At 71.2% G+C, this 22,156-nt stretch carries 19 protein-coding genes and 1 pseudogene; 6 read left to right on the top strand and 14 right to left on the bottom strand.

Annotated elements, in window-relative coordinates; genetic code table 11:
• Positions 1–111: 111 nt before the first annotated feature.
• Positions 112–1,623 (top strand): HAMP domain-containing methyl-accepting chemotaxis protein, encoded by a 1,512-nt coding sequence (locus ACQ859_RS17585; protein ID WP_431262001.1) that lies wholly within the window; start codon positions 112–114, stop codon positions 1,621–1,623.
• Between the two features lie 3 nt (positions 1,624–1,626).
• Here the strand turns inward: ACQ859_RS17585 and ACQ859_RS17580 are convergent, their stop codons facing one another.
• Genes ACQ859_RS17580 through ACQ859_RS17570 form a run of 3 tightly spaced genes read right to left on the bottom strand, consistent with a single transcriptional unit; the run spans position 1,627 to position 4,411 of the window.
• Positions 1,627–2,496 (bottom strand): PP2C family protein-serine/threonine phosphatase, encoded by an 870-nt coding sequence (locus ACQ859_RS17580; protein ID WP_431262000.1) that lies wholly within the window; start codon positions 2,494–2,496, stop codon positions 1,627–1,629.
• A gap of 32 nt (positions 2,497–2,528) precedes the next feature.
• Positions 2,529–3,209, bottom strand: coding sequence for a type VI secretion system-associated FHA domain protein TagH (tagH, locus tag ACQ859_RS17575; protein WP_431266582.1), 681 nt, complete (start codon positions 3,207–3,209; stop codon positions 2,529–2,531).
• The gene (locus ACQ859_RS17570) at positions 3,101–4,411 is read right to left on the bottom strand and encodes an FHA domain-containing protein (RefSeq protein WP_431261999.1); all 1,311 of its coding nucleotides are present in this window, start codon (positions 4,409–4,411) and stop codon (positions 3,101–3,103) included. Before ACQ859_RS17570 ends, tagH begins: the two co-directional genes overlap by 109 nt.
• Positions 4,412–4,550: 139 nt before the next feature.
• Here ACQ859_RS17570 and ACQ859_RS17565 point away from each other — a divergent pair, with 139 nt between their 5' ends.
• From ACQ859_RS17565 to ACQ859_RS17550, 4 genes are all read left to right on the top strand, one after another.
• A complete protein-coding gene (locus ACQ859_RS17565; protein ID WP_431261998.1) occupies positions 4,551–5,594 on the top strand; it encodes a LysM peptidoglycan-binding domain-containing protein in 1,044 nt (347 codons plus the stop codon).
• 212 nt (positions 5,595–5,806) lie between these two features.
• Positions 5,807–6,976, top strand: coding sequence for an acyltransferase family protein (locus ACQ859_RS17560; protein ID WP_431261997.1), 1,170 nt, complete (start codon positions 5,807–5,809; stop codon positions 6,974–6,976).
• 57 nt (positions 6,977–7,033) lie between these two features.
• Positions 7,034–8,329: a putative DNA modification/repair radical SAM protein gene (locus ACQ859_RS17555; protein ID WP_431261996.1), complete on the top strand. Its 1,296-nt coding sequence runs from the start codon at positions 7,034–7,036 to the stop codon at positions 8,327–8,329.
• The gene (locus tag ACQ859_RS17550; RefSeq protein ID WP_431261995.1) at positions 8,329–9,321 is read left to right on the top strand and encodes a TIGR03915 family putative DNA repair protein; all 993 of its coding nucleotides are present in this window, start codon (positions 8,329–8,331) and stop codon (positions 9,319–9,321) included. The genes ACQ859_RS17555 and ACQ859_RS17550 overlap by 1 nt, the downstream gene beginning before the upstream one ends.
• Here ACQ859_RS17550 and ACQ859_RS17545 read toward each other — a convergent pair.
• A pseudogene (locus ACQ859_RS17545) lies at positions 9,258–9,425 on the bottom strand (hypothetical protein); the annotation flags it as partial. The gene ACQ859_RS17550 and the pseudogene ACQ859_RS17545 sit on opposite strands and share 64 nt — an antisense overlap.
• Positions 9,426–10,341: 916 nt before the next feature.
• On the opposite strand from ACQ859_RS17545, the gene ACQ859_RS17540 reads away from it, so the two are divergent.
• Positions 10,342–10,770, top strand: coding sequence for a VOC family protein (locus ACQ859_RS17540; RefSeq protein ID WP_431261994.1), 429 nt, complete (start codon positions 10,342–10,344; stop codon positions 10,768–10,770).
• A gap of 95 nt (positions 10,771–10,865) precedes the next feature.
• Here the strand turns inward: ACQ859_RS17540 and ACQ859_RS17535 are convergent, their stop codons facing one another.
• The 10 genes from ACQ859_RS17535 to ACQ859_RS17490 form a co-directional block, all read right to left on the bottom strand.
• Positions 10,866–11,768 (bottom strand): hypothetical protein, encoded by a 903-nt coding sequence (locus ACQ859_RS17535; protein WP_431261993.1) that lies wholly within the window; start codon positions 11,766–11,768, stop codon positions 10,866–10,868.
• Entirely contained in the window at positions 11,765–12,808 is a 1,044-nt protein-coding gene (locus ACQ859_RS17530; RefSeq protein ID WP_431261992.1) for a polysaccharide deacetylase family protein, read from the bottom strand. Before ACQ859_RS17530 ends, ACQ859_RS17535 begins: the two co-directional genes overlap by 4 nt.
• A 116-nt stretch (positions 12,809–12,924) precedes the next feature.
• Entirely contained in the window at positions 12,925–15,042 is a 2,118-nt protein-coding gene (locus ACQ859_RS17525) for a protein kinase domain-containing protein (protein ID WP_431261991.1), read from the bottom strand.
• Positions 15,043–15,046: 4 nt separating this feature from the next.
• A complete protein-coding gene (locus tag ACQ859_RS17520) occupies positions 15,047–15,814 on the bottom strand; it encodes a hypothetical protein (protein ID WP_431261990.1) in 768 nt (255 codons plus the stop codon).
• 135 nt (positions 15,815–15,949) lie between these two features.
• A complete protein-coding gene (locus ACQ859_RS17515; RefSeq protein ID WP_431261989.1) occupies positions 15,950–16,642 on the bottom strand; it encodes a hypothetical protein in 693 nt (230 codons plus the stop codon).
• Positions 16,639–17,646, bottom strand: a complete 1,008-nt coding sequence (locus ACQ859_RS17510) for a type VI immunity family protein (protein ID WP_431261988.1) — start codon at positions 17,644–17,646, stop codon at positions 16,639–16,641. Before ACQ859_RS17510 ends, ACQ859_RS17515 begins: the two co-directional genes overlap by 4 nt.
• Positions 17,646–18,521, bottom strand: a complete 876-nt coding sequence (locus ACQ859_RS17505; protein ID WP_431261987.1) for a DUF4150 domain-containing protein — start codon at positions 18,519–18,521, stop codon at positions 17,646–17,648. Before ACQ859_RS17505 ends, ACQ859_RS17510 begins: the two co-directional genes overlap by 1 nt.
• Entirely contained in the window at positions 18,437–19,894 is a 1,458-nt protein-coding gene (locus ACQ859_RS17500) for a TIGR02270 family protein (protein WP_431261986.1), read from the bottom strand. Before ACQ859_RS17500 ends, ACQ859_RS17505 begins: the two co-directional genes overlap by 85 nt.
• Complete coding sequence (locus ACQ859_RS17495; protein ID WP_431261985.1) at positions 19,891–21,072, bottom strand: beta-ketoacyl synthase N-terminal-like domain-containing protein; 1,182 nt, start codon at positions 21,070–21,072, stop codon at positions 19,891–19,893. Before ACQ859_RS17495 ends, ACQ859_RS17500 begins: the two co-directional genes overlap by 4 nt.
• Position 21,073: 1 nt before the next feature.
• Positions 21,074–22,147, bottom strand: coding sequence for a DUF2169 family type VI secretion system accessory protein (locus tag ACQ859_RS17490; RefSeq protein WP_431261984.1), 1,074 nt, complete (start codon positions 22,145–22,147; stop codon positions 21,074–21,076).
• Positions 22,148–22,156: the final 9 nt, after the last annotated feature.

The raw sequence follows: 22,156 nt of genomic DNA, 5'->3' as shown, positions 1-22,156 counted from the left end.
CAGGTTCGTCATCAGTTCTGATGACGCGGGCCAGCCGGTGGCTCCGGCGGTGAGCGCCACATGACCAACCTTCTCACGTGTGCGACATTGCGTCCCAGGGAGAACAGGCACATGAAGACATTCGGACGCAGCCTCGCGCTGGGATTCCTGCTGGCCGCGCTCGTGCTGTGCGGCGTGGGCGCCGTCGCCATGCGGAGTGCCTACCTCATGGAGGCGGCGGCCGACGGCGTGACGCAGAGCCACCAGGGTCTGCGCATCCTGGCCGAGCTGCTGAACGACGTTGCCGAGGCGGAAGCCGCGCAACGCGGTTTCATGCTGACCAAGGACACGGCCTACCTGACGGCACTCGACAAGTCGACGGCCGAGATCAACGCCGAGATGGCGGAGATCCGCGTGACGCCCGCGTGGCGGTCGCGGACCGTGGACATGGACAACACGGAAAAGGACATCGCGGCGCTGCTCGCGCTGTTCCGCGAGCGCATCGCCGACCGCCAGACGATGACGCTGGAAGAGGTCACCCGCTCCCCCAAGGTCAACCAGGTCCGCCAGCGCATGGAGCGTCTGCGCGAGCGTTTCAACACCATGGAGAACGACGAGGTCGAGCACCTGGTGGCCCGTTCGGCGGAGATGGGCCAGACCACGCGGCTGGTCAAGGGCATCGGCCTCGGCGGCACGGCGCTCGGTCTGTTGATCGTCGCCGTCACCGGCCTGGTCCTCCAGCGGCTGCTGATGCAGATGGTGGGCGCCTCCGCCGTGGACGTGGCGGCCCGCGCCCGCGAACTGGAAGCCTCCTCGCTGAAGCAGGCCGGCGCGACGAAGCAGACCTCCTCCGCCGCCGTCGAGCTCACGGCCACGATGCACGAGGTCCAGGCGGCCGCCAACCAGATCGCGCAGCGCTCGACCGAAGTCGAGGAGATGGCCTCGGCCAGCACGCGCGCCGCCAGCGCCGGCAGCCTGGCGATGGCCCGCGCGCGCGAGGCCACGGTCGGGCTGAGCCAGCAGATCGACAGGGTCGTCACGCAGATGACGACGCTGGGCAAGGAGGTCCAGGGCGCCGCGACCGTGCTCGGCGCCATCGAGGAGCTGGCGGAGCGCACCAACATCCTGGCCATCAACGCCACGATCGAGGCCTACGGCGCGGGCGATGCCGGCGAACGCTTCCGCGTGGTCGCCGACGAGATCCGCCGCCTGGCCGAGAAGGTGCGCGCCGACGCGGTGGACATCCGGCGCCAGCTCGATTCCATCCGCAACGTCTCCAACGCCACCATCATGTCGACCGAAGCCGGCGTGAAGGCGGTGGCGGCGAACTCGTCGCTGTTCTCGGAAGCGGAGGCCATGTTCACGCTGATCTCCGAACGCGTGGCCGCGTCGGACATCGCGAGCAAGGAGATCAAGATGGCCACGCACCAGCAGTCCAGCGCGGGGCGCCAGCTGGAAGTCGCGCTGACCGATGTCGGCCGCGCGACCGCCGATGCGGAACAGGTCGCGCAGAGCAACCTGGAGACGGCCGCGGCGCTGTCGAAGACCGCGCAGCGGTTGAGCGCGTTCGTGGCGTCGCCGACGCGGTGGCCGGCCGCAAGACCTGGCCCCGCATCGTCCCCGGCCGCCGCGCCGCGGCGGTGACGCTCAGAGCGGCATGCGCCGCGTCGAGTCGTCCTCTTCTTCCTCTTCCAGAGGGATCGGACCGGAGTCCACAGCCGACTCCTGCACCGCGGTGCCGGCTTCGTCCGCCGGCGTCTGCGCCACTGCCGCCAGGACCGGCTCACCCACCCACAGCGCGATCGCGCTGAAGTTGTCCTGATCCGGCAGCCGCCGTTCCTCGATCACCGCGCGCATCGCCGCCAGCCAGTCGTCCGGCGACGCCGCCGCCCCCAGGGTGTCGTGGATCAGCGTGTCGCCCGCGCTGCCCCACCAGCCGTCGCTGCACAGCAGGAAGACGTCCCCGTCCTGCAGCGGCTGCGGCGAGGTCGTGTGCGGGTTCAGGTCGTCCTCGATGCCGAGCGCGGCCACGAGGTGGTTCTTGTGCGGATGGTCCTCCGCCTGCTCGGGCGTCAGCAGGCCGGCCTCGATCAGCATCTGCACGACGCTGTCGTCCTGCGTGATCGTGTCGATCTGGCCGCCGCGGATGCGGTACAGGCGCGAGTCGCCCACGTGCGTCCACAGCGCGAAGTTGCGCTGCGCGTCGACGCACAGCGCGACCAGCGTCGTGTGCATGCGGTCGCGGCCGGTGCCCTCGACGCCGCGACGGACGTCGTCGTGCGCGGCCAGCACCGCGCCGGTCAGCAGTTCGGGACGCCACGGCAGCGTCGCGTCGCCCAGGCTGGTCTGCATGCGGTGCACGGCCCGGCGCGCGGCCTCCGCCCCGTTGCGGTGGCCACCGGCGCCGTCGGCCAGCACGGCATACCAGCCGGGGCCGTTCTCGTGCGCCACGATGGCGTCTTCGTTGTTGTTGCGCGCGCCTTGTTCGCTGCAGGCGGCAACCCTGATCTTGAGCATGGTGTGAACGACGTGTAGGACAAAGGCGGGGCTCAGGCCCCGCTCTGCTGTGCTTGTTGTTGTGACGACGGCGCGGCGCCCTGCCCATGCTGGCTCAGGCGCTCGAGTTGATCTTCATAGGCCTCCAGGAAGGCCTTGCCGAACAGCGTGTGGAAGTCTTCCTGCGCCTCGTCCCGGATGGACTCGAAGTGTTGCAGGTAAAGCTCCCAGAGCTTGGCCTTGCGGTTCATCGCCAGGACGCTGTCCAGCACCGAGCGGCTCGTGAGCTTGGCCTCCAGCGCCTTGGGCTGGAAGCGCGTGAGCACGCCCTCCAGCGCGGCGCGCGTGCCGGCCATCGTGCCGATCGTGTGGCCGACCAGGTCCCGCATCGCATCCTGCATCGCCGCGGGTCCGGGCAGGAAACCGCGCACCGGCGGCTGCAGCAGCTGCTCGAGCGCCGATTGCGCGTCGGGCGAGAACTTCAGCGGATTGTTTTCACGCGAGCGGATCACCGTCACCTGCGCGCGTAGCTCGTGTTTCGTCGCGGCGCGCACGGCCATCATGCGCAGCGCGCCGTCCACCGAGGCGTTCAGCAGCGACCCGATGACCCGCATCAGGTCGGGGTTCAAGCCCTGCGGCGGCGCGGCCATGCGGATGCCGGCGCCCTCGCAGAAGGCCTGCCAGAGCGCGGCCGTGTCGGCGGCCTGACCCGGGGCGACGGGCGCCGCCGGCACGGCGGCCACGGTCGGCGCGGGTGGCGGCACGTAGGGGGCACCTGGGGCGGCGGCACGACTGCCAGTGGCGGAGCCGCCACCGCTGGCACGACAGGCGGCATCGCGGGCGGCAGGACCGGCGCGACAACGGCAGGCGCCGCCGTCGGCGGGACCGGCGGGACGGCGGCCGCGGGCGGTTGAACCGGCGGCAGTGGCGTCCGGACCTCCGGCGGCCGGAAGGCCGAATTCAATGCCGACGTGTGGTCGGGCAACGCGGGGGTCTGGGGCTCGGTGTGGGTCGCCGGCGCCGCGGCGCCGAACAGCGCCAGCGGGTCCGACGCCACCGAGTCGCGCAGCGCATCGCCCGGCTGGGACGCGCCGGCCATGAAACCGGCCAGCGGGTCGCTGCCGGCGGGCTGCAGACCGAAGAGGTCGTCCAGCGAACGGTTGTTGTCGCCCGGCACCAGGTCGGCGAAGGCGCCGCCGAAGCCGAGGTCGTCATTGCGTGCCGCCGGCGGCGGCGCTGCGGGTGGCGGGGCCAGGTCCAGCCCGCCGAACGGGTCGAAGGACGACGGGATGCCGCCGGCGCCCGACGTCGCCGGCGTGGCGGTGGCACGGGGCGGAGGCGGCGGCGCGAACGGATCGAAGTCGTCCGGCAGCATCATCGGACCGGCCGGCGCGGGCGGCGGGGCCTGGACCGGCGGCGCCGCGAAGGCCGAGACGTGTGGCGCGGGCGCTGGCGACGTGCTGAAGACGTCGGGCGATGGCGCCGCGCCGCCGAACAGGTCGGCGAACGGATTGGAACTCGACAAGGCGGCCGGCGCCGGTGCCGGCGAAGGTCCGAGCGTCGAGGGGCGGCTCAGGTCGGGCGCGCGGCGGATGACCGTCGCGCCGTTGTCGGCGCTGGCCTCGCTCTGCACTTCCAGCAGGTAGCCGCCGATGCGGACCTGGTCCAGATGGCGCAGCGGCACGGACTGGCCCTGGCCCACCGGCTGGCCCGCGACGGTGATCGGGTTGGCGCTGCCGACGTTGCGGATGATGTAACCACCGGCGTCCGCGCTGATCTCGGCCTGCTGGCGCGAGATGTGGCGCTCCGGGTCGGGCAGCGCCATGGTGTTGTTGTCGGCGCGACCGATGGTCCCCCCGGTGGCGTCGAATCGCGCGGTGATGGGCTGCGTCAAGGGCAGGTCGTTGAGCGACACCGCGCGCAGGGTGAGGGTCATGTGGCTTGCCTTTGGGACCTCGGGAGACTGGCATGGGATGTTTGCGTGACAATGGTCTCGCTTCAATGAACGAAAGTCACCTGAGAGGGGCTTGTCGCTGTTTCATACTGCACCCCGCTCGAATTCCGACGTGATGCCGATGTCGACCACTCTCCGTTCCGACGCTCCGATCTCCCTGACCCCGACCGCGCAAGCGGCGCGGGGCCGTGGTCATTCCACCCTGTCCGTTGGCACGGCCCTGCTGCTGAGCGTCGCGCTCGCGGCCTGCGTCACGCCGAAGCCGCCGCCGCCGCCGCCCGAACCGGTGGTGACGGCGCCGCCGCCGCCTCCGCCTCCCCCGCCCGAGCCCGTGCCGCCGACCGCGGCCGAGCAGGCGCTGTCGCAGAAGACCGCCATGCAGGCGATCGAGCTGCTGGAGGCGGGCCAGGAAGACCAGGCCCGCAACGAGCTGCAGCGCGCGCTGCAGCTGGATCCGGCCAACAAGCTGGCCAACAACCTGATGCGCCAGATCACGGTCGATCCGGTGCAGCAGCTGGGCCGCGAATCCTTCGCCTACACGGTGCAGTCCAGCGACACGCTGTCGCGGATCGCGGGCCGCTTCATGGGCGACATCTATTCGTTCTACATCCTGGCCCGCTACAACGACATCCGCGTGCCGCGCCAGGTGTCGGGCGGCCAGGTGCTGCGCATCCCCGGCAAGCCGCCGGCGGGTCCGCTGTACCCGCGCCCGTCGGCCAGGCCCGATCCGAAGGCGAACGCCGCGGCTGCGGCGGCCGCCGCCGCGCAGGCGCCGACGCCCCCGGCCACGACGACGGTGGCTGCCGCCCCGACACCGGCCGCGCCGCCCGCACCGCCGCCTCCGCCGGAACTCTCGCCCGGCGAGAAGGCCATGCGCGCCGGCGATGCCCACGACCGGGCGGGCCGTTTCGACAAGGCGCTGGAGGAGTACCGCCGCGCCGAGGCCGCCGATCAGCCGGGCGCCGGCGCCAAGATCGAGGCCGTCCGCAAGAAGCAGATCGCCAAGGCCACGCTGAACGCGCGCACCGCGTTCGCCAAGCAGGACCTGGCCGGCGCGATCAAGGGCTGGGACAACGTGCTGCAGCTCGATCCGGACAACGAACTCGCCAAGCTGGAACGCCAGAAGGCGGTCACGCTGAAGGCGAAGGCCGACCAGTTGAAGTGACCCGCGTGATCGGCCTGCCCGGTCCCTGCTGATCCCCTGCGAAAGAGGCGCCCCGGCGCCTCTTCGCTTTTGTGCACCGTCGCCCTGCGCCTGATCGTTGTTCCGGATCCCTGTTCCGGAGCTTCCGCCGGGTAACGCGCGTAACCCGACCGCAGCGCCGCCGGACGGCCCGCGCCCGCTACGATCGCCGCCCCTTCACGACGCTCACGCCCATGGACGCCCGCCCCCCGCGCAACTTCGCCATCGACTGCCTGCGCGGCGTGGCCATCCTGCTGGTGGTCGTGCACCACCTGGCGCTGCCGTTCCGGCTGCCGCTGGCGCCCAGCCTGCTCGGGGCCTGGGCGCCCCGGCGCCTGACCGACGCCGTCAGCTTCAACGGCTACGAGGCGGTGTTCATGTTCTTCGTGATCTCGGGTTTCCTGATCACGACGCGACTCCTCGAGCACCACGGCGATCTCCGGCGCGTCGATCTTCGCGGCTTCTACCTGGCCCGTGTGCGCCGCATCGCCCCCTTGCTGCTGGTCGTGCTGACCGTCCTGACGCTGCTGGCCGCGCTCGGCGTCCCGGATTTCGCACCGTCGTCGAGGCAGTCACTGGGCGGCCTGCTGGGCTCGGCGCTGACCTTCACCTTCAATTGGTACGAAGGCCGGACCGGCTGGGCGCCGGCCGCGTGGGACGTGCTGTGGTCGCTGTCCATCGAGGAGGTCTTCTACGTCGGTTTCCCGCTGCTGTGCCTGGCGCTGCCGCGCCCCTTGCTCATCGTGGCGCTCGCGGTCCTGGCGCTGAGCCTGATGCCGTTGCGGTCGCTGGTGCCCGTCAGCAACGAGGTCTGGTGGGAGAAGGCCTACCTGCCCGGCATGTCCGCCATCGCCTGGGGCGTGCTGGCCGCCCTCGCCGCCCGCCGCTGGAAGCCCGGCGCGCGCGACGCCCGGGCGCTCGCGCTCTTCGGCGGCTTCTGCGTGCTGCTGGTGATCGGCTGGGGAGACCTCGTCCATCGCCATCTCTTCAAGAGCGGCATGTACGGCCTGTGCCTGGGGACCTGCGCGATGCTGATCGCGTTCCGGGCGCAGCCCCCGGCGCCGCGCGCCGGATTGAACGGGCTCGCGCGCATGGGCCGACTCAGCTACGAGCTCTACCTGAGCCACATGTTCGTCGTGCTCGGCACGGTGGCGCTCTACCGCGCACTGCTGGGTCCGTCGCAGGCGTGGACCTTCGTCGTGTACGTCCCGGCGGTCATCGCCAGCATCGGCCTGGCCGTGGCCTTGGAACGCTTCATGGCGCGCCTGGGCGGATTCACGGCGTCGGCGACGTGGATGGGGTGGACGAGGCGCACCACGCGGCGCGCCCCGGCGGAATCCACGGACATCGCACAAGGCCACTGACCGTCCCCTGCTGCAGAAACTGTATATTCATACAGTATTCAATCTTTCCGGCAGTTCATGGACCTCTCCCGCAAGCTCGCCATCCTCGCGGATGCCGCCAAGTACGACGCGTCCTGCGCGTCCAGCGGCACGGACAAGCGCGACTCCCGCGGCGGCACCGGCATCGGCTCGACCGAGGGCATGGGCATCTGCCACAGCTACGCGCCCGACGGCCGCTGCATCTCGCTGCTGAAGATCCTGCTGACCAACCATTGCCAGTACGACTGCCTGTACTGCGTGAACCGCTCGTCGAGCAACGTGGCGCGCGCGAAGTTCAGCGTCGAGGAAGTCGTCGCGCTGACGCTCGACTTCTACCGGCGCAACACGATCGAGGGCCTCTTCCTCAGCAGCGGCATCATCAAGAGCCCGGACTTCACGATGGAGCAGGTCGTGCGCGTCGCGCAGGTGTTGCGCGAGGAACACGACTTCCGCGGCTACATCCACCTGAAGACGATCCCCGATGCCAGCGAGGAGCTGCTGCGGCGGGCCGGCCGGTATGCCGACCGGCTCAGCATCAACGTGGAGCTGCCGACCGACGAGGGACTGAAGGACCTGGCGCCGGAAAAGGACACCGCCGCGATCCATCGGTCGATGGGCCGGCTGAGGCTGCACATCGACGATGCGAAGGCGGCGCAGAAGGCCGTCGCCGAGGCGCCGATCCGCGTGCTGCCGGGCGCCGCCGCGCGCCCTGCCCGGCCGCCGCGCTTCGCGCCCGCCGGCCAGAGCACGCAGATGATCGTCGGCGCCGACGCCAGCGACGACCGCAGCATCCTGCGCAGCAGCGCCGCGCTGTACGGCCGCTTCCGGATGCGGCGCGTCTACTACTCGGCCTTCAGCCCGATCCCCGACGCGCCGCGAAGCTTGCCGTTGAAGGCGCCGCCGCTGGTGCGCGAACACCGCCTCTACCAGGCCGACTGGCTGATGCGCTTCTACGGCTTCGACCACGAGGAGATCGTCGACGACGGCACCGGCCTGCTGCGGCTCGACGTCGATCCGAAGCACGCCTGGGCGCTCGCGCATCCGGAGCGTTTCCCGGTCGACCTCAACCACGCGCCGCGCGAGATGCTGCTGCGGGTGCCGGGACTCGGCGTCGGCTCGGTGGACAAGCTGCTGGCGGCGCGCCGCGTCCGCCGCCTGCGCGCCGAGGATCTGCGGCAGCTGAAGCTGCCCACGCGCAAGGTGCTGCCGTTCGTGATCATCGACGGCCACCGGCCCGGTCCGACGAGCACGACGCAGGCCCTCGACGGGGCGATCGCGGCGATCGCGGCGAGGTCGCCCGCGGTCGCCGTGCCGGCTCAGATGGGGCTGTTCTGATGGTCCGCGTCCAGCTCGACGGCCCCATCGATCTCGACGGGTTCCGCCAGGCGGCGAAGCGGCTGATGGTCCTCGGCATCTCTCCGGACGACGTGGTCTGGTGCACGGGTGATGAAGACCGAGGACTATGGGCGGACGATCCGGTCGGGGACGACGAGAGCGGGGACGACACGAGCGAGGACGGGCCCGCCTGCGTCGGAAGACGGTCCGGCCAGGACACCCGGAGCATGCAGGGCCCGCAGGAGGAGCAAGGCGCGGCAGCCGCGTTCACCGTCCCGGCGTCCTTCCTGTCGCTGTGCCGCTCCGCCCTGCTCCACGCCGAACCTCAGCGGTTCACGCTGTTGTACCGGATGCTCTTCCGCCTGAAGACCGAGCCGGGCTACTGGCGCGATACGCTCGACGCGGACCGCCGCCGCGCCGAGCAACTCGAACGCGAGGTCCGGCACGAGATCCACAAGACCCATGCGTTCGTCCGTTTCGTGCCCGTCGAGGAGGACGACGGCCAGCGCCTCGTCGCGTGGTTCGAGCCGACGCACCACACGCTCGAGGCTGCGGCGCCGTTCTTCGCGCGGCGCTTCGCCAACCTGCGCTGGGCGATCCTGTCACCGCGCTGCTCGGTGTCCTGGGACGGCGTGTCGCTGGAGGTCGGTCCCGGCGGCCGTCGCGAGGACTCGCCGCCGCCGGACGCGGGGGCGGAACTCTGGCTGACCTACTACCGCAGCATCTTCAATCCCGCGCGTCTGAAGGTCGCGATGATGGCGCGCGAGATGCCGCGTCGCTACTGGGCCAACCTGCCGGAGGCGGCGTTGATCGAGCCGCTCGTCGCGCAGGCCGGCGGCCGCGTTCAGACCATGCTGGCGGCGGAGCCGACCTCGCCGCGACGCATCCGCGAGATGGCGCGTCCGCGCAGGCCCAGTGCCGCCACGCCGACGATCAGCAGCGCCCAGGTCGAGGGTTCCGGCGCCGGCGAGGCCAGCGCCGACAGCGTGTAGTTGAAGCCCGACGCCGAAGCCACCGAGTAGTCGATGACGTTGCCGTTCCAGTCGGTGACCTGGGAGATCCCGCCCCAGTAGATCGTCGGCGCGTTGGCGGCCATCGTGGCCGTCGCCGACGGGAGCGCCGCGTTCAGGCGGCTGTTCATCTCCAGGTACAGGTCCATGGTGGTCGCATGACCCGCGAAGATCGCCGCGGAGAAGCTGTAGACCGCGTAGACGTCGCCGATCGGGCTGCTGTTCCACTGGTTGTCGGTGACGACGCTGCCATCGTGGGCCAGCGTGGTGGTGCTCTGCCAGGCGGTCGTGTAGAAGCCGTCGAGCTGGTGGACGAAGGTCCAGTCCAGCGATCCCGCCTGCGTGCCGCCGCCGTTGCCGGTCGTGGCCGCCGACGTGCCGCCGGCGATCACGATGTTGTAGTGGACGATCAGCTCGTTGTCGAAGTTGCCGTCGTTGCGCGTGAAGGTCAGCGCATCGGTCTGATACGCCGTCAGCGAGGTCGTCGCGGTGCCGCTGCCCATGATGCTGGTGGCGAGGCTGCCCGACAGGCGGCCCGGTCCCATCCGGGTCGAGGCCGACGCGGAGGCACTGAAGGCATTGCCGGAGGCGTCGACCCCGTGCTCGCTCGCCGACGCGTTCAGCCATCCCGGCGTGCCGTGGTTGGAGCGGCTGTCGGTCGCGTTGCCGGCATGGATGTCGATGTTCTGTTCCGGCCCGGCGGGCGGATTGAATTGCGCCTGCGCCTGGGGCACGACGGCCCAGAAGAGTGCGGCAAGGAGGAGCGGTTTCATGAAATGGATGCCTTCGGAGACGTGCGAAGCACGAGAACGATGGCGCGAGCAAACGCGGGGCCCGTGACGCTTCTGCGCTGTCCCGGACTCCGGGGGCGAGGCCGAAGGACCGCGCAGGAAAAACGAACGGCAGGGGCGTCGCAGGCGGATAAGAACGCGGCTTGCCCCATCCCTTTCACGAGGGCGCGCGTCCGGACGATGCGCGCCCGACGTCTTCAAGGAGAGCCCCATGGAAACGCAGGAACTGCATCGCGGACGCCTCATCGACCACCTCCAGCTCGTCGTGCGGGATCTGCCCGCGAGCCGGAAGTTCTACGAGGCGATCCTGCCGCCGCTGGGCGTGCCGATCGGCGGCTCCGGCGACGACTACTTCTGGGCGGACGAGCTGTTCGTGTCGACTGCGGACAGCCAGGCCGCGCAGGGCCATCTGACCGGGCGGCACCACCTGGCCTTCCAGGCCAGCGACCGCGCGGCGGTGGACGCCTTTTACAAGACCGCGCTGGCCAACGGCGGCACCGACAACGGCGCCCCGGGCGAGCGGCCCTACCACCCCGGCTACTACGCGGCGTTCGTGCTGGACCCCGACGGCAACAACATCGAGGCCGTCTTCCACGGCGAGGCCAGGCGCAGCGCGGCGTCGGTGAAGGTCACGTTCTGAGCGGAGCGCCCGAGCGCCCGCCCGTACGCGGATGACGCCCATGAAAAACGGGGCCGAGGCCCCGTCGTTTTCCGTCGCCGTGGCGGCTCATGCCGTCACTTCTTGTCGACCTTGTTCTTCGCCGTCGCCGCGGCAGCGGGCGCCGGCGCGGACGACTTCGCCGCCGACTCGTCGATCAGCTGCCGCATCATGGCCGTCGCGCGTGCGTTCTTCGGGTCCACGCGCAGGCACTTCTGCAGCACCGTGATCGCGCCGGACCGGTCGATCGTCGCGAGCTTCTCGGCCTTGCGCACGTAGAGGTCGGCCAGCAGCCGCTTGGCCGACGGGTCGTTGCGGTCCTGCGGCGCACGCTTCTCCAGCAGCCGGATCGGCTCGTCGACCTCGCCCTGCGCGGACAGCATGGCGATGTGCTCCAGCTCGTTGCGGTCAGGGCCGGCCGCGACGGCCGGGGCCGGCTCCTTCGCCGGAGCGCCGGAGGTCGATGCCTGCGCCTTCGCGGGCGCCGCCGGCTTGGCCGCCACCGGTGCCGGCGCCGCCTTGCGCAGCGTCACGCGGGCCGGCTTGCCGAGGTAGCTCTTCTGGTTGCGCTCCTTCTCGAGCGCGCGCAGCGCATCGGCGGCCGCCTCGTTGTCCGGTTGCAGCGACAGGGCCGACAGGTACTGCGTGGTCGCGCCGTCCAGGTCGCCGCGCTTGTGCGCGGCCTTGGCCTTGTCCAGGCGCTCGGTGACGCCGGCATCGATCTGCTGCCGCGTCGCGGCCAGGCTGTCGCGGTAGCCGGCGTTGTCCGGGCGCAGGACCGTCAGCGCCTCCCAGGTCCAGGCGGCGTCGGCCAGCTGGCCGTCCTTCCCCTGCTCCTGGGCGCGCTGGACCTGCGCCAGCTCGAACGCCGACGGCGGCGCGCCCGCCGCCCCTTCCGGATTGCGCAGCGCGCCGGGGCCGCCGGTACAGGCCGACAGCGCGGCCGCCATCACGAGGGCCAGTGCAACGACGGCTCTCATGGGGTCGGTCCGATACGTCGGCTGGTCTGCAGCCGGGCCTTGAAGGCCTCGAGGTCGTGGTCGCCGAAGATCATCGTGCGGCGCAGCATCAGCGGCTGCGCGTAGAAGGCGTTGCCGCCCGGGTTGACGGTCACCGCCAGCGTGTACTTCTGGCGCGCGAGCGTGTCCAGCACCAGTTCGTTGGCGTCGCCGTAGGGATAGGCGTAATGGCGCACCTGGTGGCCGGCGGCGCCGAGCTTCTGCTCGATCAGGTCGCGCGGCCCCGCGGTCTCGGTGTCGAGGTTGCGCTTGTAGCGCTCCTCGTTCTCGCCGGTCGTGCGCTCGATCAGGTTGCGGTGCGACTTGGAGTGCGACTGGATGTCCATCAGCCCCGAGGACTGCATCTCCGCCAGCTGCGTCCAGCTCACCGCGTCGCCGCCCGCGCCGACGAAGTCGGTGTAGACGAACATCGTCGCCGGCAGGCCGAGCTTGCGCAGCACGGGATAGGCGAGCTTGTAGACCGATTCGTAGCCGTCGTCGAAGGTGATCACCACCGCCTTGGGCGGCAGCGGCTCCTTGCCGTCGAGGTAGCCCGCGAGCTGCGACAGCTTGACGACGCGGTAGTCGTTCTTCGCCAGCCATTCCATCTGGGCGGCGAAGTTGCCCTGCGAGACGGCCATCTTCCCGCCCACCGTGCCGAGCCGGTGGTAGCAGAGGATGGGCACCGTCTGGAGCTGGCCCGAGCGCACGCCCAGTGGGCTCATCGGCTTGAGCGGCACGATCAGCGGCTGGCCGGGCTCGGCCTTGGTGACGCCGCTGTTGGCCTCGCTGATCTGCCAGTCGCGGTCCTCGCTGCCCAGCAGCCGGCCGGCGATGCCGCGCAGCGATTCACCGGCCACGGGCACGTAGATCAGCAGGCGGTCGCTGCGCGCGACGATCTCGCCGTTGGCGGTCGCCGACGGCGCCTTGACCGGCGCGGGCTCGTTCAGCGGCGGCGTCGCGGTCGGCGTCGTGACGCAGCCGGTCAGCGCGAGCACCGCGGCGACGACAGCGCCCGCCATGACAACGTCGCCAAACCTCGGACGACGCGGCCGGACTCCCTCTCCCGCTTGCGGGAAGAGGGCGTCACCCCGAGGGGCACCGATGCCGTGGCGCATGAATCCATTCAACACGGACATCAGGCGGCTCCCGGCGTCGATGGCGGGACTGGCGGCGCGGGCTGCGTCTGCTCGTCCGAAGGCGCGGCGGCGACCGGCGCCTTGGCCTCGGGTTTCTGCTCAGGCTTCGGTTCAGCCTGAGCCGCCTGAGCGGCCTGCTGCCGGGCCGCGGCCAGCGCGCCCGAGCGGCGTCCGATCGTCGTCGGCGCCTCGGCCTTCGCGGCGGAGGCCGCCAGCGCCTGCTTGTCCTGCAGCGCCTGCGCCATGCGGTCGAAGGCGGCGTAGAGCAGGCCGAATTCGTCCTTGCGCTGCTCGCGGATGCGGAAGTCGACGCGGCCGCGGCCGATCTCGTCGAGCGCTTCCACCACCAGCTTGATGGGTCGCGAGAACCAGTTGGCGACGAAGAACATCGCGATCGCCACCGCCAGCACCGTCGTCACCGCCAGCACCGCCATCAGCGTGCGCGACAGCCGCGCGACGCTCTCCAGCGGGCGCTCCGGCAGGCCGAGCGCGACGCGCCCGACGGTCTTGTCCTGGAAGGTGATCGGCGAATCGAAGCCGAGGATCGCCGCGCCGCCGGCCGCGTGGTACCGCGTGCGCTTGACGGCGCCCTGCTCGCCCAGGACTTCGCCGGGCGGCGCCTGGTAGGGCTTGCCGACGGTCTCGGGCAGGCTGGACGCCGCGACCACGCCGGCCCGGTCGATCACGCTGACGCTCTCGAAGTCGCCCGTCTTCATGATCTCCTGCAGCGAGACGTCGACGGAGACCCAGTCCTCGCCGAGCGCCGCGGTGGCGTTCTGCGCGCCGATGAAGCGCGACAGCGCGGTGCCGTAGTCGGCCACCTGCTGCATCAGCGCGGCGTTCTGGCGCTGGCTGATGATGGAGCCGCTGACCGCCATCACGATGGCGACGATGCCGGCCATCATCGCGGCCCACTTCACGCGCAGCGGGATCAGCTTGGCGCGGCCCTTGTTGCGGGCCTCCTCGTCGATCTCGCCGAGCACCTTGACCAGCGAATCGGCGAGTTCGGCACCGGTCTGGAAGCGGTTGTCCGGCGCCTTGGCCAGGCAGCGGTCGACGACGCGGCGCAGCGACGCCGGGATCTCCGGACGCAGCTTGTTCAGCGGCGTCGGATCGTCCTTGGCGATCTTGAGCGCCAGGTTCACCACGCTGTCGCCGGTGAACGGGCGCACGCCGGTGAGCATCTGGTACAGCACGATGCCGACCGAGAACAGGTCCGAGCGGCCGTCGATCTTCTCCCCGTTCATCTGCTCGGGGGCCATGTATTGCGGCGTGCCGAGCACGTCGCCGACGCGGGTGCGCTGCTCCCCCTTGGTCGACTCCATGTGGGCGATGCCGAAGTCCATCACCTTGATGTCGAGCGTGCCGCGCACGCGGGCGATGTTGCCGGGCTTGATGTCGCGGTGGACGATGCCGCGCTTGTGCGCGTAGTCGAGCGCGCGCGCCAGCTGGATGGCCATCACGACGGTGTCGCGGATGGGCAGCGGCGCGCCGGGCTCGAGCAGGTCGGCCAGCGGCTCGCCGTCCAGCAGCTCCATGGCCATGTAGGGCCGGCCGTCGACCTCGCCCACGTCGTGCACGGTGACGATGTTGGGGTGCGACAGGCTGCCGGAGGCGCGGGCCTCGCGCAGGAAGCGGGCGTGGTATTCCTCGTCCTCGCACAGCGAGGCGTGCAGGAACTTGATGGCGACGTCACGGCCGATGCTGGGGTCGTGGGCCTTGAACACGCTGGCCATGCCGCCGCGGCCGATGCGGTCCAGCACCTGGAAGCGGCCGACCTGGCGCACGGGCGCCTCGTTGCTGGCGACCTTGGCGGCGAGCGAGCCGCCCGGCAGCGTGCCGGTGGACGGCTTGGGATCGGGCACCGGCGGCATCGCGCGCAGCGCCGCCACCGCGGCGACGGCGTCGGGATCGAGGATGGTCTCGGCGAATTCGGAGGCGCCGAATTCGGACTCCTCGGCCTCCGCCACGACGGGCGGCGGCGTGACGGGAGGCGCGACCGGCGGCGCCACGGGCGGTGCTGGCGGCGTCACCGCGGCGGCCACCGGCGGCTTCGCGGGCGTGGCGTCGACGGGGGCCGGCTTGGCCGCGGCCAGCTTCGAGGCGGGCACGATCACGGTTTCATTGCCGGTCGCGGCGGATTCGGGGATCGGCGTGGCGGGTGGCGCTCGGTGCCGCTGGCGGCGAAGTCTTGGTCACGGGATTCAGGGCAGCAGGGGCGATGACGGTCTCATTCCCGGTGGGAGAGAACGTGTCCAGGGGCGAAGCGGTGGCGGGCGCAGGCGAAGCGGCGACCGGGACGACCGGGACGACCGGGACGACCGGGACGACGGGGGCGGCAGGGGGAACCGGGGCGTCGGGAGTCGCCTCCGGCACGGCGGTGGCGTCCGCGACAGCGGCGGGCGCATCCGGCATGGCGGCGACCGGCGCGGGCGCGGGCTCGGCGGGAATGGGGGCGGGAACGGGCGCGCTCGCGGCCGGCGGCTCGCTCGCCGCCTGGGGCTTCAGCATCGCGGCGGGGGCGATGATGGTGTGGTCGGTGTCGACGGGGATGTCGGCCGGCTTGCGGCCGGCGCGCATCGAGAAGGTGTCGGGGAACGTGGGATCGATGAAGCTGATCTCGCGTTCATGCTGGACGGTCTCGGGGCCGTCGTCGTGGGGCGGCTCGTTCTCCTGACCGGCATCCGGGTCGGACGCGGGCACGGCGCGGTTGGCGGCGGTGTTGGGCGGCATGCGGTCCAGCGGGGCGCCGGCCGGCACGATGCGTGTCGCGTCCGGATCGAACGTGGAATCGTCGGCCGCCGCCGGCGCCTTGCCCGGCTTGGCCGAGCGGGGTTGTTCTCTTTTCGTGACATCGAACGCCTCGCCGCGGCGAGGATCGCCGCCCAATGCGCATCGTCCCTGTCACGGGGATCGGGGGCAATGAACGAAAGTCACCACGCCGGCGTCGGGCGCGCGGGTACGGCCAGGCGTCGAGGCGCATCGCGCCGCCAGGACTGCGCCATCAGGACGTATCGGAACGTATCAGGCGAGCAGGCGCGCATGCGCCGCCGGCGCGATCAGAGCCCCGGAAAACAGCAGCTGGAGCAGCATCGCGGACCACGGCGCCGCACTCGCGACGCCCGATGTCCAGAACTGCAGGCGCGACGGGCCGATCCAGAGGATCTGGCACTCCCCCATCGCCGAGAGGGCGTCGGGGTCGCCAGCGATGAACGGCGCCTCAGCCACGACGCGCTCGAAGTCCTCGAGCAACTGCTCCCAGTGCCGGCGGGCCTCGGGTGACAGTTCCGCAGGGAACTCGACTTCGAGCGTCCAGCCGGTCTCGGGCCAGAACGGCAGCGCCTCGACCCGGCCGAGCTGGCGCCACGCCTCGCTTCGGGCCGCCAGCGTCTCGGCACCCGGACTGTCCGGCGGCCCCTCCAGGGCCAGGAGCGCGAGCGGCACGGGCTCGTCCGGCTCGATCAGCTGGAACAGCTGTCGCAACGACTCCTGGGAGACCGCCGCGGCATGCGCGACCGGCAGTTCAAGCCGCAGGCCCCGTGCGGTCGCGGACAAGGTCGGGGCGCCCGCCAGCACCGGGCCGCCATCGCGCCGCGGATCGAAGGTCCCGGCGGCGACCAGGCGCCGCAGCGATTCCAGAAAGGCCTGCGTCCGCGCGACGCCGCCCGCCCCGAGGCCGACTTCGATCGCGAGGACGTCGCTCGACGCGGTCATCATCGATGCCCGAAGAACCTCAGGTACCACTCGAGCTTGACCTCGTCATCGTCGAAGCCCTCCATGTCCAGCATCTCGACGATGTCGTCAGGCATCCGCAATCCGGCCAAGCGCTGCCCGATCGCCCGATAGGGCGCCATCGCCCCGTCGTCCGCCGGATCGCGGGATCCCACGATCGGTTCGGGCCCGGCGACGAGCATCACGCCGCCGTCGGGCAGGGTCGACTGACCCACCCGCGAGTCCGCGCCGAACTGCAGCGGACCGGCTTCCTGCGCCTGGCCCGCCATCGCCGGCCCGAGCAGCGTCAACCAGCCGACCTGGATCAGGCCGTGCCCGACCGCCGCGTGCAGGGTCAGCGGGTCGTGGTAGCCCATGGCCGGACGCTTGATCAGCAGCGCCTTGTGCCGCCCCATGGCCTCGCCCAGGGTGGTGTCGCCCGAGTCCCAGATCCAGGAGTAACCGGCATGTCCGCAATAGACGGATTGCGCCGCCGCGCATGCCGCCGCCAGCTCGAACAGCTCGCGACCTTCCGGCTGCGTCGACGGCGGCAGGCACAGGCGGACGAAGGTCTGGCGGACAGGCCCTTCCTCCGCTTCGTCGTCCTCGTCCTCGTCCTCGTCCTCGTCCTCGTCGAACTCCAGCGACAGCAGTTCCAGCGAAGGGGCTTCCATCGCCGTCGCCTTCGGACCGGCATGCAGGTGCAACCCGACGATGCCGGGCTTGACGAAGGCCTTGCCCCCGAGGACGCCGTCGAACGTCGTCCGCGGATCGGACTTCAACGCCGCCGACTTGGACATCGTGTTGGTGCGATACCAGCCCAGCGGCGCGTCCGCATGCCGACGGGCGAGGAAGTCCAGGCACAGCGCAACGACCTGCTCCAGCCCGGCCTTGAGTTCCGCGCGCGGCGCGTCATAGAAGAGCACGATCTCGAAGCAGGCGCGCGCGGGCGCCGCTCCCTTGCCCGGATGGGCGATCACCAACGTGTCCTGTTCCTTGCTCGACAGCATCAAGCCTCCTTGCAGTCTTCTTCCTTGATCTCGACAAACTTCTGCTTCCCAGCCCGGCGTTTGGCCGTCAGCTGGTTCTTGGTCAGCGTGTCGCCCTTGAACTTGATCTCGACGAAGGACTTCACGTTGCCGAACTTCGCGCCGCCGTTGGCCTTGCTTAGGACCGTGAAGTCAGGACGGAAGGTGGTGCCGGGCGCTCCGCGCCCGGCCGACAACCCGCGCCAGAAATTGGCGGGGGACATGAGCTTGGTGACGCCGTCGGCCGCCAGGCCCATGAACCGTTCCTTCGAGAGGATGCATTTGAACGCACCGCCGATCTGTTTGGGAATTTTCCAGGTGGCTTCCACCAGCAGGTCGGCGCGCTTGGGTTCGAACAGGGGAAAGCCGGAGCTGTGCCGCTTGGCCATGTAGGACTGCAGCGTCGGGTACTTGTCGCTCGGGATCTTCCCCTCGTCCGCCTTCTTGCGGGTGGCCTTCACCGAGTCGCACAGCAGGTTGAACATGTCCTGGTCGATCCGGCCCTCGAGATGCTTGGGGATCTGGAACTCGCCGCCCAGGTTCGCCGCGTTCTCGTGGTTGTGGAACATCTTGTCCGACAGCCGCGCGCAGCCCTTCCCGTTCATCTTCACGTCGAACGAGTACAGGATCCAGGTCGCCTCCTTCATGAAGGTGCTGGACTTCACCCCGCCGAGCGTGCCCGGGTTGTCGCCGTTGGACATCGCGAACTTCGAGCCCTTGATGGCGGCCATGGCCCGGTCGCCCTTGACCGTCGTCGTGCCGTCGGACAGCGTCACCGATTGCGCGATGTTGGGATACGGGATGGGCACGGGGCCGCCGGGACTCGGCGTCTTGCAGACGTCGGGGATGGTCGCCATGCTGATGCCGTTGCTGAACTTGTGCACCAGCGAGTTGGCGGTCCCGTTGACCTTGATGCTGACCGGCATGCCTCAGTCCCCCCGCCCAGGCGCTGCAGCAGCCGCCGCTGGCGCCACGTCGGCGCGTCCACCGGGAACAGCGGCGTGCCCGGACGCAGCAGGCACAGGTGCAGCGCCGCGAGCGCCCTCGCCCGCTGCCGTCCGCCGTGCAGCACGCGCAGGCAGTGCACCTCGCTCAGCGGCTGGCCGAGGAAGAGCCGTCCGTCCGGCGCCAGCGCCGGCAGGCGCGACTGATGCGCCAGCCACCAGGCCCGCACCTGTTCGATGTCGGGCCACGGCAGCGCCACGTCCACCGGCACCGCGACATCGTCGTCCTCGGGATCGTCGTTGGGGCCTTCCTCGACATCGTCCGGCGGCGGCGCCTCCAGCCCGTCGGTGTTGACATCCGAGCCGGTGATCAGGCAGAAGGCCTCCAGCGCGATCCGCGCGACGTCGGGTCGGACCATCTGGTCGATCAGCCATGGCACGTAGCGCAGCTGGCCGGAGAGCCCCGCGCCGATGATGCGCAGGCGCGCCGCGCCGGCCATCGTCTCTGCCTCGACCAGCAGGCGATGACCTTCCTGCACCGGCAACGCCAGCACGGCCAGCCGGAACGCATCCATCTGCCGCGTGCCCGGCCGCAACGCGGCGCCGGTCAGCGCGGCCAGCGCCTTGCCGCGATCGCCCAGCAACACGCCGGACCACAGCGCCCAGTAGCGCGGTTCGCTCTTCTCGTCGGCGATCAGGCCGAGCACCGGTTCGAGACCGTCGACGCGCCCCAGCTCGCCCGCCAGTCGCAGCGCCCGCGCTCGCTCGCCCGCATTGGTGGAGCGCATCGACACCGACCAGCGCTCCCCCGCGTCGAGCCGGTGCGCGCCGTAGGCCTCCAGCGTCAGCCGCCGGCTCAGCGAATCGTCGGCCTGCATCAGCGCCTCGGCCTTCAGCGCCTCGTTGGCGCCGACCCAGCCCAGCGCCGCCGCCAGGCCGGGCGCCGTCTCCGGCGCCTCCCTGGCGCGCCGCACCAGCGGCAGCCAGTCATGCGGCCGACCGTTGAGCGCCAGCACCCCGGCGACGAAGAAGTCCTCCGCGCAGTCATTGACCAGCGCGGCCTGGCATGGCGGCCAGGCCTCGTCGCCGGCCTCGACCAACCCATCGATCTGTGCGGCCAACTGCTCGTCCAGATCGGCGAACTGCTGCGGCGAGTAGTGCGGCGCGTCCAGCGCGTCACGCCGCTGCGTCCACAGGAACGCGGCCTCGTCGCGGTAAGTCTCGATCTGGTCGGCGGTCACTGGTAAGGCGGAGCCGGCCTCGAATCGGGCGTTGTCCATCGTCATGCCCGCACCGCCACGTCGGCGCGGATCACCGCCGCGCCGCGCCCGCCGCCGTCGGAGCTGCCCCACAGCAGCGTCAGCGGCCCCTTCGCATGGCCCTTGCGGCAGGCCGAGGCCGCCAGCAGCAGATGCAGCGGCAGTCCCGCCGCGCCCACGTCGCCCCAGCAGTCCGCCGGCGCGAGGAAATCGGTCGGATCGCGCAGCCGGTCGCGCACGCGCAACCCGCTGAAGCCGTATTCGTCGGCGCGGTACGCCTCGCCATTCATGTCGCAGACCACGTTGTCGATCACCCCTCCTGCGGGCACTTCATCCAGCGCACGGCGCAAGGCCTGCGTCAGCCCTTCGCCGATGCAGACCTCGCCGCTCTTGTTCAACTTCGATTCGCGGCCGAGGCCGACCGCGAGCACCTCCGCCCAGCCGCCCGACGCCGCCGTCGATGCCGACGCGCCGGCGTTCGCCAGCAGCAGCGCGCCGGCCGCCTCGCCGGGGATGAAGCCCCAGGCGTTGTTCATCGGGCCTGCGCCGTGCAATTGCTCTTCGGACTCGAGCCACTCGAGCGTCTCCGGCGCGAGGTAGGAGTCCACGCCCGCGACGACGACCGCATCGACCAGACCGGCGCGCAGCCAGGCGCGCGCCTGGTCGAGCGCCTCAAAGCCGCCCGCGTGGCCGCTGGCAAAAAACTGGAACGGGCCGAGCCTGGCGCCGAGACGGTCGCGGCACAGCGCGCGCACCGCGTCGGTCGCATCGGCCATTTGCATTTGGCCGGCAGCTCCTGCGCCGGAAATGCCGTTGACGCCGCTGGCCCCGTTGATGGCGCCGGGACCGCCCGGACGGGCCGGCGGCCCCGCGACGGCGACGCCGATGCGTCCGTCCTGGACGCTGCCGACAGAGCGCGCGGGCGCGAGCACATCCGCCAGCGCCTCCGTCAGCGCCGGCGCGAGCAGCGCCACCAGGCGCTCCGCGCCGCGCAGGCTCGCATCGATGCCCGCGACCTGCGCCACGCGCATCGGCTCGCCGGCGGTGTCGATCATGTAGGCGTGCTCCCGGAAGCCGCACAACCCGGCGCGCACCGCGGCGGCAGTCGATCGCGCGTCGCCGCCCACCGGCGTGAACGCGCCGATCGCCAGCACGCGCAGTGCCGGAGGAGCCGGTGATGCCGGGGCCATCGATTCCTGTCGCATGTCAGGCCGCCTCCGCCCGGGGGCCGTCGGCCTCGACGCCGTCGGGCACCGGCGCGCCGAGCACGCCGTCGCGCAGGTCCTGCTTGAGCCAGATGCGCGTGTGCTGCAGCTTGAGCACGCGCGGGTGGCAGGGCAACGCACTGTGGAAGACCAGCGAGACCCGACGGTCGTCGGGCGCCAGGATCACGGTGTGCAACTTCGGCGGCGGGTGGACCTCGCGGTGACCATCGTTGAAGAAGGTCTTCAGGCCGAGGAACACGCGCGGCAGCGCGAAACGCGATTGGCCGCCGCCGGGCGTGAGGTTGAGCAGCGCGACCGGCTCCCCGCCGCGCAGGAAGCCCGCATGCTGCTGATCCGGCGGTGCGCACTGGTAGTGGCGGTCGTCGAAATCGTCGGGCAGCAGCGGCAGGCGCTCGCGCTGCCAGCGCTCGTCATAGGTGCCGGCGAAGCGGCGGCGCTCGGTCCAGTGGCTGCACAGCGCGCCGAAGCCGGCCGGCACGGGCCGGTCCTTCCAGCCGTGGATCAAGTGGTCGGGATCCTCGATGTTGGGCAGCGGCCGGCCGTCGACGTGGTCGCCGTCGATCGCATAGCCCTGCCCCAGCGGATTGCGCTCGTCCCAGACGGCGGGATCGACCTTGGGATCGACGCCGCCGAAGGCGCGCTCCCACACGACGGGCATCGCGGTGAACGGCGTCGGCCGGCCGATGCTCCGGCCCTGCCAGACGCGATCGCCGAAGACCTTGAGCACCTTCGCCCGCCCGCCCACGGCCACGCCGACGTCGAGCTCCGTGACCGGCGTGCCGCCGGGCGCATGCGCCTGGCCGTCCACGATCACGTCGGTCGCGACCTTGGTGCGGACCAGGTCCGCATCGGCCACCAGGCTGGTCGACGCCGCGTCACCGCGATGCGCCGGGCCGCGCAGCACCTCGGGCTGCTCGTCGGCCACGCGCGGCGTGCCATCCGGCTGCAGCGTGAAGCTCGCCTTCACCGCCACCAGCCAGATCTCCGTGCCGTCGCGGTCGCGCACCCAGCCGCGCTCGGCGGCGAACGGCGTGCGGTTCTGCAGTTGCCACATGGGGAAGCC

It is taken from the genome of Roseateles chitinivorans (assembly GCF_050632235.1).
Taxonomy (GTDB): domain Bacteria; phylum Pseudomonadota; class Gammaproteobacteria; order Burkholderiales; family Burkholderiaceae_C; genus Roseateles; species Roseateles chitinivorans_A.
The sequence above is the reverse complement of the archived record's forward strand: the minus strand, read 5'-3'. Positions and strand labels throughout refer to the sequence as shown.